At 40.4% G+C, this 13,358-nt stretch carries 13 protein-coding genes; 1 reads left to right on the top strand and 12 read right to left on the bottom strand.

Annotated elements, in window-relative coordinates; translation table 11 throughout:
* Positions 1 to 33 precede the first annotated feature (33 nt).
* The gene (locus tag C3F34_RS15035; RefSeq protein WP_044740370.1) at positions 34 to 456 is read left to right on the top strand and encodes a BLUF domain-containing protein; all 423 of its coding nucleotides are present in this window, start codon (positions 34 to 36) and stop codon (positions 454 to 456) included.
* 72 nt (positions 457 to 528) lie between these two features.
* Here the strand turns inward: C3F34_RS15035 and alr are convergent, their stop codons facing one another.
* The 12 genes from alr to ppsA form a co-directional block, all read right to left on the bottom strand.
* Entirely contained in the window at positions 529 to 1,599 is a 1,071-nt protein-coding gene (gene alr / locus C3F34_RS15040; RefSeq protein WP_044740371.1) for an alanine racemase, read from the bottom strand.
* Positions 1,600 to 1,877: 278 nt separating this feature from the next.
* Positions 1,878 to 3,323 (bottom strand): replicative DNA helicase, encoded by a 1,446-nt coding sequence (gene dnaB, locus C3F34_RS15045; RefSeq protein ID WP_044740372.1) that lies wholly within the window; start codon positions 3,321 to 3,323, stop codon positions 1,878 to 1,880.
* Positions 3,324 to 3,524: 201 nt separating this feature from the next.
* A complete protein-coding gene (rplI, locus tag C3F34_RS15050; RefSeq protein WP_016166409.1) occupies positions 3,525 to 3,971 on the bottom strand; it encodes a 50S ribosomal protein L9 in 447 nt (148 codons plus the stop codon).
* A gap of 9 nt (positions 3,972 to 3,980) precedes the next feature.
* Complete coding sequence (gene rpsR / locus C3F34_RS15055; RefSeq protein WP_004278792.1) at positions 3,981 to 4,208, bottom strand: 30S ribosomal protein S18; 228 nt, start codon at positions 4,206 to 4,208, stop codon at positions 3,981 to 3,983.
* 11 nt (positions 4,209 to 4,219) lie between these two features.
* A complete protein-coding gene (rpsF, locus tag C3F34_RS15060; protein ID WP_016166408.1) occupies positions 4,220 to 4,609 on the bottom strand; it encodes a 30S ribosomal protein S6 in 390 nt (129 codons plus the stop codon).
* Positions 4,610 to 4,868: 259 nt separating this feature from the next.
* Complete coding sequence (gene cyoE / locus C3F34_RS15065; protein WP_016166407.1) at positions 4,869 to 5,747, bottom strand: heme o synthase; 879 nt, start codon at positions 5,745 to 5,747, stop codon at positions 4,869 to 4,871.
* Between the two features lie 10 nt (positions 5,748 to 5,757).
* Positions 5,758 to 6,087 (bottom strand): cytochrome o ubiquinol oxidase subunit IV, encoded by a 330-nt coding sequence (cyoD, locus tag C3F34_RS15070; RefSeq protein WP_016166406.1) that lies wholly within the window; start codon positions 6,085 to 6,087, stop codon positions 5,758 to 5,760.
* Positions 6,087 to 6,707, bottom strand: coding sequence for a cytochrome o ubiquinol oxidase subunit III (gene cyoC / locus C3F34_RS15075; RefSeq protein WP_016166405.1), 621 nt, complete (start codon positions 6,705 to 6,707; stop codon positions 6,087 to 6,089). Before cyoC ends, cyoD begins: the two co-directional genes overlap by 1 nt.
* 4 nt (positions 6,708 to 6,711) lie before the next feature.
* Positions 6,712 to 8,700: a cytochrome o ubiquinol oxidase subunit I gene (gene cyoB, locus C3F34_RS15080; RefSeq protein ID WP_044740373.1), complete on the bottom strand. Its 1,989-nt coding sequence runs from the start codon at positions 8,698 to 8,700 to the stop codon at positions 6,712 to 6,714.
* 3 nt (positions 8,701 to 8,703) lie between these two features.
* Entirely contained in the window at positions 8,704 to 9,774 is a 1,071-nt protein-coding gene (cyoA, locus tag C3F34_RS15085; RefSeq protein ID WP_044740374.1) for a ubiquinol oxidase subunit II, read from the bottom strand.
* Between the two features lie 300 nt (positions 9,775 to 10,074).
* Positions 10,075 to 10,830 (bottom strand): RDD family protein, encoded by a 756-nt coding sequence (locus C3F34_RS15090; protein ID WP_044740375.1) that lies wholly within the window; start codon positions 10,828 to 10,830, stop codon positions 10,075 to 10,077.
* A 71-nt stretch (positions 10,831 to 10,901) separates the two neighbouring features.
* Positions 10,902 to 13,280, bottom strand: coding sequence for a phosphoenolpyruvate synthase (gene ppsA, locus C3F34_RS15095; protein ID WP_044740376.1), 2,379 nt, complete (start codon positions 13,278 to 13,280; stop codon positions 10,902 to 10,904).
* Between the last annotated feature and the right edge of the window lie 78 nt (positions 13,281 to 13,358).

Genomic DNA, 13,358 nt, shown 5'->3' on the forward strand with positions numbered 1-13,358 from the left:
AATGAATAAAACAATAAGATAGGAAATCAAAAAATGTACCAACTTTGCTATGCCAGTCAGGCTAAATTTCAACCCGAAACACTACTACAAGATTTAAGAGACATTCTATCTGAAGCCCGAGATTTTAACGTAAAGCTGAAGATCAAAGGCGTATTGTGTTATGCAGATGGTTGCTTCTTTCAATGTTTGGAAGGAGAACAAAATTCGGTTTTAAACTTGTTGAATAAAATAGAAAAAGATCAACGACACTCTGATTTAACGATATTGTCACAACAATACATTCTGAGTGATTCGCATTTTTCAGATTGGAGTATGAAATATATAGGTCGGCATTCAGAAGTACATCATTATTTTGAGCAATTGGGATCTAGCAAATTTAATCCTTTATTACTGCAACATGAATCATTACAGCATTTTTTGCAGTTGTTATATCTTATTCCAGAACAGCAATTATAAATTCTATTCAGTTCAGCTATACAACCCTAGATACTACTCATCGAAGAAAGCAGTATCTAAAGCAATATTTTATTATTTCACTATCCGATGAGGGCGTTGGCTCAAACGGCATAAAATCTCATACCCAATGGTACCATTTGCATCGGCAACATCATCGACCAAACGTTGTTTGCCCCAAAGCTCAACAGGTGTGCCTAGAGCAACTTTTAACCCTGTAACATCAATAGCAACCATATCCATCGCTACACGTCCGACAACAGGAAGCATTTTCCCTTCAATTACTACATAATTTTGTTTGACATATGCACGCGGGTAACCATCGCCATAGCCAATAGAAACAATAGCCAAATCGGTATTTTGTGTTGCAGTATAGGTTGAACCATAGCCCACTTTTTCGCCTTTTTGGATATGATTCAAGGCAATAACTTCAGCAGTAAAAGTCATGACAGGTTGTAAGTCTAAGTCTCTTACTGTCTGCTCTGCAAATGGTGTTGCACCATACAGCATAATGCCTGGGCGAACATAATCAAAATGGAGTTCAGGCCAACGGTAAATTGCAGCAGAATTACAGCATGAAGCCAGAATGGGAGCGCAACTTTGTTTTATATCAATAAATTGTGCTATTTGCTGTTCATTTAATGGATGATCGGCATCAGCATTGGCAAAATGCATGGTTAATACACATGTAAAACCAGCTGCTTTTAAAGTATTAATGACGGCAATAATTTCACTTGCTTTAAAACCAAGTCGGTTCATGCCGCTATTGAGTTTAATCCAGACTTTGAGCCCAAGTGCATTGTATTGCTCCTGATGTGCAAGTAACCAGTTCACTTGTTGTTGTTGATGCACGACACATTCAAGCTTTTGTTCTATGACAGTCGGCATTTCATCCGCTGAAAATATTCCTTCAATTAACGTAATCGGTTGTTCATAGCCTAAGGCACGAATTTCTAGTGCCTCTTGCAAGCAGGCGACACCAAAAGCATCGGTATTATTCAAGGCTGCAAGACAGTCTTTGATACCATGTCCATAAGCATTGGCTTTGACCATGCTCACGATTTTTGCCTTAGGGGCAAGTTGTTTAACACGGTTTAAATTATATTGAAGTGCTGATTGATCAATACAAACTGTTGCTTGGCGCACCCGAATGACTCCTTTGGGAATAGAGAATGGCAAGATTAAAACTAGGGTTTTATTTCAAGTCATCGAATCAGAAACATGGAAGGGTATTACCGTTCAGGCAAATATCCATAAAATACGTTAGTTATTGTAGACCTATAAAAATCAAATACCCATCTTATTTCATGGCTTTATTCTATTTAAATCTATGAGTTATCGGTTTTGTTCGATAAAGACGATTGTAAAATGATGCTATTTGCATTATTCATGAGTAAATAAAAAATGGGCTGAGTGCCCATTTTTTATTCTTCATCATCGTACTGACTATAGTACTCAGGCGATAAGTTACTAAAACGTGTATATTGACCTTCAAAAGCCAATCGGACTGTACCAATCGGGCCATTACGCTGCTTACCAATAATAATTTCAGCCGTACCAGCTTCTTTCGACTCTTTGTTATAAACCTCGTCACGGTAAATAAACATAATTAAGTCGGCATCCTGCTCAATCGCACCTGATTCACGCAAGTCAGACATGACTGGGCGCTTATTAGGACGGTTTTCCAGAGAACGGTTAAGCTGTGATAAAGCAATGACGGGACACTGCATTTCTTTTGCAAGGGCTTTTAAGCTACGAGAAATTTCACCAATTTCACCAACACGGTTATCACCCATACCTGGCACTTTCATTAACTGCAAGTAGTCGACCATGATACAGCCCAATTTACCACCATGCTGTTTGGCGATACGACGCGCACGAGCACGTAATTCAGTTGGAGGTAGGGCAGAAGAGTCATCAATATACAGATGCTTCTCTTGTAGCTGTAAAATCGTACCTGTGACTTTAGACCATTCATCACCGTCGAGTTTACCTGAACGTAAATGCCCTTGATGTACTTTGCCGTATGCAGAAATTAAACGCATAGCAATCGAGTCCGCGGGCATTTCCATTGAGAACACCAACGCAGGTAAGTCACAGTTAAACAATACACTTTCGACCAAGTTCATGGCAAAAGTAGTTTTCCCCATAGATGGACGCGCTGCGACAATAATCATATCGCCCGCTTGCATACCTGAGGTTTTATTGTCTAATTCAACAAAACCTGTTGTTAAACCAGTGATATTCCCATCTAGTTGTGACAATTCATTTAATTTATCAAAGACATCTGCAACAACAGTGTTGATGGCTTTAGGACCTGAATTTTTCTTATTATTATTGTGCTGTTCGGCAATTGAGAAAATATTGGTCTCAGCTAAATCTAAAATTTCACTCACACTACGACCTTTGGTGTCATAAGCATTTTGTAAAATTTCAGAGCTGACTTTAATCATATTGCGTAAAGTCGAGAATTCTTTAATTTTATTGGCATAGGTTTCAAGGTTATAAAAACTTGAAGGAGAGTCTGCCATAAGTTGCATTAAATATTCTTCACCACCAATTGCATCAAGCAAATTTTGCTTAATTAACCAGTCATTTACCAATACTGCATCATAAGGAGAATTTTCTTGTGCAAGTTTTTCAATTGCACGATAAATGTACTTATGGCGTGTTGCATAGAAATCTTGTTCATTGAGCACATCACTTACTTGCTCAAATGACTCAGCAACAGTCATCAGTGCTGCAAGTACAGCCTGTTCAATAGCTAAATTATGTGGTGGTGTACGAAATTCTTTGAGTTGATTCGACTCATTTATTTTGTTGTCTGCTTTGGGTGAGTTTGGTGTAGCAGTGGCATTCGCCTGAGACATATCAAAAACCTAAAGATAAAAGCAGGGATGAATCATGCATATTGAAGTGCATCGCATCATGATAATTTCATCAATAATACGCACTCTGATATAAAAATAGAATCAAAATTTCAGCTGATTTTAGCCTGACATTTGAAGATTAGAAAAATGTAGAGATAAAAAAAGAGCATGCGTGAGCATGCCCTTTTTTCTTGCAAGAAATTACTCAGATACGATAGTAACGAGAACTTCAGCAACAACATCATGATGCAATTGGATTGCGATGTTGAATTCGCCAGTGTGACGAAGAGCGCCGTTTGGTAAACGAACTTCTGCACGGTCAACAACAAGACCAGCATTCGTTAAAGCGTCAGCGATGTCACGCGTACCGATAGAACCGAAAAGTTTACCTTCGTCACCAGCTTTAGCAGTGATAACGATGTTAACTTCGTTCAATTGATCAGCACGTGCAGTAGCAGCACCTAATACTTCAGCTTCTTGTTTCTCAAGTTCAGCACGACGAGCTTCAAAAGCAGCAGTGTTAGCTTCAGTTGCAGCTACAGCTTTACCTTGAGGGATCAAGAAGTTACGACCGTAACCAGCTTTAACTGATACTTTGTCGCCTAATTTACCAAGGTTTTTAATGCGTTGTAATAAGATAATATCCACAGCTCAACCTCACTTATGATTGTCAGTGTAAGGGATCAAAGACAAGTAGCGAGCTTGTTTAATAGCAAGCGCTAATTGACGTTGGTAACGAGCTTTAGTACCTGTAATACGGCTAGGAACAATCTTGCCATTTTCAGTGATGTACTGTTTTAAAGTGTCGATATCTTTGTAGTCGATGTACGTAACGTTCTCAGCTGTAAAGCGGCAGAACTTGCGACGACGGTAAAAACGTGCCATTGATGTTCTCCTTATGCTTCAGCAGAGTCTTGAGCAGCTAGTTGTGCTTCTTCACGTTGAGCTTTACGCGCACGCTTTTCTTCAGCACTCTTAGCCAATAATGACTCTTCAGTGATTGCGTTTTCACGACGGATGATTAAGCTACGAAGGATCGCGTCGTTGTAACGGAACAATTCTTCTAACTCATCAAGAGTAGTTTGACCACACTCAACATTCATAAGAATGTAGTGAGCTTTGTGGATCTTGTTGATTGGGTAAGCCAATTGACGACGACCCCAGTCTTCAAGACGGTGGATTTGACCTTCAGCTTCTTTGATGTGAGTTAGGTAACGTTCTACCATACCCACAACTTGATCGCTTTGATCTGGGTGTACCAGAAGTACGATTTCGTAGTGACGCATTGTCAGCTCCTTACGGATTATACAGCCCCTAACGTAATTGTTAGAAGCAAGGAGTCACAACCAAGGTTGTGTCGCATTAGATGCGAGGGGTGAATTTTAGAAGGTTTGGCAATAAAATTCAAGCAATATTAAATTTATGCGCAAAGTAGTGATGATATCGAAGATTTATCTAGGTGTGGAATAGATATGAACTTACAAATAGTAATTATGTGTAGAAATGAAGACCAGCTTTAAAAGATAGAGAGGAGGTCTCTATCTTTTAAAACAGGGGTAAATGCGGGGCAGGGCTTATATAGCTAAAACTAAAGCTAAAACTTAATGCTGTGATCAGAATCACAGAATACAAGAAATAACGTTTAGCCCAAACTTGATCATTCTCGGCTTTAAAACCAATAATTGATAAATATACCCAATAAGCACATAAACCATTAAAAGTAATTAAGAAGAATAAGTTTGTATAACCAAAGCAATATAAACCATTGAGTACTGCTGCAAACAAAATAACGTAAATCAGGCTTTCGACCTTGGTACGTAAAATTGAACGCGCAACAGGTAAAATTGGAATACCTGCATTTTTATAGTCATCGAAACGATAGATTGCAATTCCCCATGAATGAGGCATTTGCCAAAGTGCATAAGCTAAGAAAATAAGCAAAGCAGCTACATCGAATTCGTTAGAGACAGCCGTGTAACCAATCACAGGTGGACTTGCACCAGAGATACTTCCAATCACTGTTTGGTGAATGGTGGTACGTTTGCTCCAAAGACTATAAAACCCAACATAAACAACAAAACCAAGAACAGCAAAACCAAAAGAATATGCATTGACAAAAAACCATAACATGCCAAAGCCTAAAAGACCTAAAGCTGCGGCAAAAATCAGTGCCACACTAGGACTAATCGTTTTTTTAACAAGTGCACGGTTTTGAGTACGTTGCATCTTCTGGTCAATGTCTTGATCAATGACATTGTTAACTACACATCCTGATGCAACAACCAAAGTTGTAGCTAGTAGTGTAATCAGAAGTAAAAGGAAATCTACAGAACCTTGGGCGGCTAAGAAGAAGCCGCCCAAAGTGGTAACGAAGTTACCAAAGAGAATTCCTGGTTTAGTCAGGAATAAATACTTTTTTAACATGACAACCAGTTTAGAGCATCATGTTGAAGTGGAGGTAATTCATAACCCATACAGAACCGATCAAAAGAACGGCAATTGTAAGAATTGTATAAATAAATGCAATTACGTTCCAACGTTGCTCTGCAGATGAGTTCATGTGCAAGAAGAAAATCAATTGTACAAGAACCTGAGCAACTGCAGTAATACCAACTACTGCAAGGGTTGCGCCACGACCGAAGTTTTCTGGGTTCATTGCCATATAGAATGGAACAATGGTTAATACCACAGAGACAATAAAACCAATAGTATATTGCTTCACGGTGCCGTGAGCTGCATCAGACGCATGATTATCGTGACCCATTAGAGAACTCCCCGCAAATAAACTACGCTGAATACACAGATCCATACGATGTCAAGGAAGTGCCAGAACAAGCTCAAGCAAGCAAGGCGACGTGTATTCGGTAATGTCAAACCATATTTTTTGATTTGAACCATTAACACGATCATCCATACCAAACCAGAAGTTACGTGAATACCATGCGTACCAACTAAAGTGAAGAACGCAGATAAGAACGCACTTGTGCTTGGACCATGACCAGCATGTACAAGGTGATTAAACTCGTACAGTTCCATGCCAATGAATGATGCACCAAATACCCAAGTAATTGCTAACCAAATTAAAACTTGGCTAACATTCTTTTTGTATGATGCAAGTACAGCAAAACCAAATGTAACTGAAGAAATTAAGAGAGCAAAAGTTTCTGTTAATACGAAACCTAAAGACTCGCCGAATAGTTCTTTAGCACTTGGGGTACCTGGTGGAACATGACCACTTAATACAACGAAAGCAATGAAGAGTGTACCGAATAGGATCAAGTCACTCATCAAGTAAGACCAGAAACCAAAGACAGTAATGTCTGTATCATCATGATGATGATGTTCATCGTGTCCGTGGTTATCGTGATGAAGTACTTCAGCCATTGTCTTAGTCCTTCTTCAAGTGTTTTTCAAGAATCGCATAGCGTTCGTTTTCAATGCGCTCAACTTCAGCAGCAGGAACATAGTAATCAACTTTCTTAGTGAAAGAGCTTACGATGAAGCTGATGATTGCAGCAACAAAGGTCACGACAACTAACCACCAAATGTGCCAGATTAAACCGAAGCCCATAACAGTAATGAACATTGCGATTACAAAGCCAGCAGCACGGTTCGTTGGCATATGTACATCTTCATAAGACGTTGGACGTGCATAAGCAACACCATTCTCTTTGTCATTCCAGAATGTATCGATACCGCTGATTTTTGGAAGATGAGCAAAGTTATAGAACGGAGCAGGTGAAGATGTAGACCATTCAAGTACACGACCATCCCATGGATCGCCTGTAACGTCCATGTTGTCATGGCGTTGTAAGAAACCAACAATGATTTGCATTAAGAAACATGCAATACCGATTGCGATTAATACTGCACCAAACAATGCGATTGTGATGTACGGATCCCATTCAGGGTTGTCATATGTATTCAAACGACGAGTCATACCCATGAAGCCAAGGATATAAAGCGGCATGAATGCAAAGTAGAAACCGAAGAACCAGAACCAGAATGCTGCTTTACCCCAAGCTTCATTAAGCTTCCAACCAAACATTTTTGGCCAGTAGAAAATGATGCCCGCAAACATTGCGAACACAACACCACCAATAATTACGTTATGGAAGTGAGCGATAAGGAATAAAGAGTTGTGTACAAGGAAGTCCGCAGGTGGAACAGCCATTAATACACCAGTCAAACCACCGATACCAAAAGTCACAAGGAAACCAAGTGTCCATAGCATTGGAGTTGTGTACGTAATGCGACCTTTATACATGGTGAATAACCAAGAGAAGATTTTCACACCAGTCGGGATCGCAATAACCATAGTCATGATACCGAAGAACGCGTTAACGTTGGCACCTGCACCCATGGTAAAGAAGTGGTGAAGCCATACAACAAATGACAATACTGTAATTGCAACTGTTGCATACACCATAGATTTGTAGCCGAACAACGTTTTGCGAGCAAATGTTGATACAACTTCTGAGTAAATACCAAACGCTGGTAATACCAAGATATATACTTCTGGGTGACCCCATGTCCAGATCAAGTTCACATAAAGCATTGGGCTACCGCCAAGCTCATTTGTGAAGAAATGGAAGCCGAAGTAACGATCTAGAGATAACATTGCAATTGTTGCAGTTAACACTGGGAATGCAGCAATAATCAGAACTGCTGTACAAAGTGCAGTCCAAGTGAAAATTGGCATATCCATAAGTTTCATGCCAGGTGCGCGCATTTTGATGATGGTAACAAAGAAGTTAACACCAGTTAAAAGCGTACCTAAACCTGAAATCTGTAACGCCCAGATATAGTAGTCAACACCAACACCAGGAGAGTATTCAATGCCAGAAAGAGGAGGGTAAGCCATCCAACCTGTAGCAGCGAATTCACCTAAAGCAAGTGAAACCATCATTAAGCCAGCAGCACCAGCGAATAGCCAGAAACTTACAGAGTTTAATAATGGGAAGGCAACGTCACGAGCACCAATCTGTAAAGGTACAGAGATGTTCATTAAGCCAACAACGAGACCCATTGCTACGAAGAAGATCATGATTACACCGTGAGCGGTGAAGATCTGGTCATAGTGTTCTGGGTGTAAGTAACCTTCACCGCCACCACGAGCGAGGAAAAGTTGTAAGCGCATCATGATCGCATCTGCGAAGCCACGAAGTAACATGACTACAGATACCAAAATATACATGATACCAATTTTTTTATGGTCTACAGATGTGAACCATTCGTTCCACAAGTAGCTCCATTTTTTGAAGTAGGTAATACCTGCGACAGCAACGATACCACCTAAAATCATTAATGCAACCGTTACCAACACGATTGGATCGTGTGGAATCGAGTCTGGACCTAACTTACCTAAGAAGCTCATGTCTTATTCCCCTACAGCCGATGAAGCAGGTTCAACTGCGGCATGTGCGTCAGCAGCAGCCCCGTGAGCACCCGCAGTAGCTGAATGATCAGCACCGTGATAGTTACTCATGTATTTGTTGATCACTGATTCAAATAAGCCTTTCTCAACAGAAGAGTAGTAAGTCACAGGATGTGGCTTAGTTGGATAAGGCTTCATTGCTTCAGCAGCAGCCTTTTCTTCAGGAGTAGTCGCTTTAGCGATAAGAACTTCGATCTGATGATGCGAACGGTTGCCATCACGCAAGGTTGCGAATTCGGCTTGGTCTAAAACACCTTTCTGAATTGCAGCAGGGTTAATTGAAGTACCGTTGCCTGCTTTCACCGCTGCGACCCAATCAGCAAACTGAGCTTCAGTCACTGAATGCGCACGGAAACGCATTTGCGAGAAGCCATAACCTGAGTAGTTAGAAGAGAAACCGCGGTAGCCTTCAGCTGGACTAGTTTCATTTGCTAACAAATGCAGGTGGGTTTGCATACCAGCCATGGTATAAATTTGGCCAGAAAGTGCAGGAATGAAGAACGAGTTCATTGTGAAGTTAGACGTCAAACGCAAGTTCACAGGAGTTTTCTCTGGGAAGCGAATTTCGTTAACAGTCGCAATTTCTTGCTCAGGATAGATAAAGATCCACTTAAACTGTTCAGCGATAACTTGAACTGTTAATGGTGCTTTATCAGAATCGATTGGGCGGTACGGGTCATACTTGTGTGAACCCCACCAAGTTAACCAAGCTAGAATACCAATAATAATAACTGGAACACCCCAAACTACAATTTCAATAGCAGTTGAGTGTGCCCAAGTAGGTTTATAGTCTGCATCTTTATTCGACGAGCGATATTTCCAACCAAACCATAATGCCATTAAGATCGAAGGAATTACGACCAATAGCATTAAATAGATCGCAGTCATCATCAAGTCACTTTGACCTTGTGCAACTGGACCTTTAGAGTTTAGAAGTACCATATCACCACCACACCCAGTTAAGAGTGCAGCAATCGTTGATAAAGACAATACAGCTAAAATCGTTTGTCTCATTTTACAACCTCGGTGAAGAGTCCCATTCCCTAAATAATATGGGATAGCGATTAAAGTGTCGCATGATTGAGAATTTTGATTTTTGAATAAAAAAACTTCTCAAGCATGTGGCACCGCTACGTTGTAGGGCATTATGCCTGATATCGTTAAACTAAGCTATATATAAAGTCGCTTTAAATGTCTGTTATAAAACCTGATTTTAGTGGTCGGAATTGGATGTTTTTGGTTTTTTTTTATTGAAATATCAAACTTATGTATAAAAAAAGGGATGAACCGATCATCCCTTTATTTTTGTCACGTTTATTGCTTTATCACGATGGTTTTTGCTAGTTTATCATGCAATGTTTGTCGCTTTTTACCGAATGCGAATAAATAATCGGCAATCGTAATAAACGGCATAAACAGCATATTTAAAATGATAAATACAATACTGCGTAACAGGAAGATTCGCGTCAAATTAACATTTTCACCGCTATCAGCATCTACAATTTTAATTCGAGTTAACTTTTTACCAATGCTTTGCCCAGACTTTGCTAAAAAGAACGCCTGAATAGCCAACATAATAATGATATAGGCAAACATTGTTTGCCAAGCTTCAATTGGAATAAGCGCAAAAAGTTGATGTTGCAATTGCATTGCTTGAGTGGATGTATCTGCGGCTTGCATTTTTTGCTGAATGCTAGCTAGCTCATTCACCTGATTGGCGTTAAGAAAGAAAGAAGGAATTGCTGCCGCAGGCAACCAAAGTAATAAATCAATGATTTTTGCTAATGCGCGAATATTGACTGATGCAAGTTCAGTTTTAGATACGTTGCCTTCAACTTTAGTTTGGATAATTGTGGGGTTATGTAACGGCGTGTGTGTTGGAGGAACATAACCTGTTGGTGTGTATACAAGTTTCCCTTGGGTTAATTCACCTAAAGCTTTCCATTCGGTCATACCTTCATGCCAAGCTAAATCTGTTAAGAGTACTTGTTGGCTGGCAAGCATTTGATTCAACTGTTCTAAAGTGTACGGACCAGCTTGTTGATTATTACGTGCCAAGTAAATTTGCATAAAAATAAAATCTCAAAAAATGAAAAGAGAAAAAAAGACCCAACTAATGGGTCTTTTTTTAACATGTTTTCTTAAGCTTGTTGAGCTTTTTCTTCTGCAAGGAAGAACCAAGTGTCTAAAACTGAGTCTGGGTTAAGAGAAACAGACTCGATTCCTTGCTCCATCAACCATTTTGCAAGGTCAGGATGATCTGATGGCCCTTGACCACAAATACCAACATATTTGCCAGCTTTGCGACATGCATGAATTGCCATTGAAAGTAATGCTTTAACTGCCGCATCACGTTCATCAAACAGGTGAGAAACAATACCTGAGTCACGATCCAGACCCAATGTAAGCTGAGTCAAGTCGTTAGAACCGATAGAGAAGCCATCAAAGTGTTCAAGGAATTGTTCAGCTAACAGTGCGTTAGTTGGCAATTCACACATCATGATCACTTTAAGACCATTTTCACCACGTTTAAGACCATTTTGAGCAAGTAACTCGATGACACGTTTTGCTTCATGTACAGTGCGAACGAACGGAATCATGATTTGAATATTAGTCAAACCCATTTCATCACGTGCTTTTTTCAATGCGCGGCATTCTAATTCGAAACAATCACGGAAGTTGTCAGATACATAACGGCTTGCACCACGGAAACCAAGCATTGGGTTTTCTTCTTCTGGCTCATAAAGCTTACCGCCAATTAGGTTCGCATATTCGTTTGACTTAAAGTCAGACATACGAACAATCACGGGCTTATCAGCAAATGCCGCAGCAAGTGTAGAAATACCTTCTACAAGTTTTTCAACGTAGAATTCGATAGGAGAAGCATAACCTGCAGTACGAGCCAAAACTGCTGCACGAGTTTCACGTGGCAAGCTGTCAATGTTCAATAACGCTTTAGGGTGTACACCGATCATACGGTTAATAATGAACTCTAAACGTGCAAGACCAATACCTTCGTTAGGAATTTGAGCAAAGTCAAATGCACGGTCAGGGTTACCTACGTTCATCATGATTTTGAACGGAAGTTTTGGCATTGAGTTAATTGAGTTACGTTGAATTTCGAAATCTAACGAACCTTCGTAGATAAAGCCTGTGTCACCTTCTGCGCAAGAAACAGTGACTTCTTGACCATCAGTCAAGACTTCTGTTGCATTGCCACAACCTACGATTGCAGGTACACCAAGTTCACGAGCAATAATTGCTGCGTGACAAGTACGACCACCGCGGTTGGTCACAATCGCAGCGGCACGCTTCATTACTGGTTCCCAGTCTGGGTCAGTCATGTCTGAAACAAGTACGTCACCTTCTTGTACTTTGTCCATTTCTTTAATAGACGTCACGATGCGTACTTTACCAGAACCAATACGTTGACCGATTGAGCGACCTTCGCAAATTACAGTACCTTTTTGCTTAAGTAGGTAGCGTTCCATAGTGCCGACGTTTTCACGGCTTTTTACTGTTTCTGGACGTGCTTGAACGATATAGATTTGACCGTCGTCACCATCTTTAGCCCATTCAATATCCATAGGTGCTTGATAGTGCTCTTCGATGATCAGGGCTTGTTTAGCAAGCTCTTGAAGCTCGTGATCATTTAATGCAAATTGTTGGCGTTCTGCTTTTTCAACATCCACGACGACCACTGATTTACCAGCAGCACCTTCTTCGCCATATACCATTTTCTGGTGTTTAGAACCAAGATTACGACGTAAAATAGCATGTTTGCCATTTTTCAGAAGTGGTTTAGAAATATAGAATTCATCAGGGTTTACTGCGCCCTGTACAACCATTTCGCCTAAACCATATGAAGCAGTAATGAATACAGCATCACGGAAGCCTGATTCTGTATCTAGAGTGAACATTACACCCGCTGCACCAGTTTCAGAACGAACCATTCGCTGGATACCCGCAGATAATGCAACGATGTCATGCGCGAAGTTTTGGTGAACACGGTAAGCAATAGCACGGTCATTATAAAGTGAAGCAAAGACTTCTTTAATCGCAATAAGAACGTTGTCAATACCACGGATGTTTAAGAAGGTTTCCTGCTGACCTGCAAAAGACGCATCAGGTAAGTCTTCTGCTGTCGCAGATGAACGAACGGCAACCGCGATATCAGGGTTGCCGTTTGAAAGGGTGGCGAAAGCGTCGCGGACTTCCTTTTCGAGATCTGCCGTAAGAGGGGTGTCGACAATCCATTGACGGATTTTTGCACCAGTTTCTGCAAGTGCAACAACATCATCAACATTTAATGCTGCAAGTTCTGCGTTAATTTTAGCGTTAAGGCCACTTTGCTCGAGAAATTCACGATACGCGGCAGCAGTGGTAGCAAAGCCTCCAGGTACTGATACACCTGCATTCGCTAGATGGCTAATCATCTCACCCAGTGATGAGTTTTTCCCACCCACGAGCTCTACATCGTGTTTCCCTAATTTTTCTAGACCTATTACGCGCGCTTCCAAAGTTGTTACTCCACTTTTGCAGTATTAATCACTATCTTGGCATGAATTTAAAACAAATCTGCTTAGCTTTTTAATTTT

Source organism: Acinetobacter sp. ACNIH2, from assembly GCF_002934965.1.
In the GTDB taxonomy this organism is placed as follows: domain Bacteria; phylum Pseudomonadota; class Gammaproteobacteria; order Pseudomonadales; family Moraxellaceae; genus Acinetobacter; species Acinetobacter tandoii.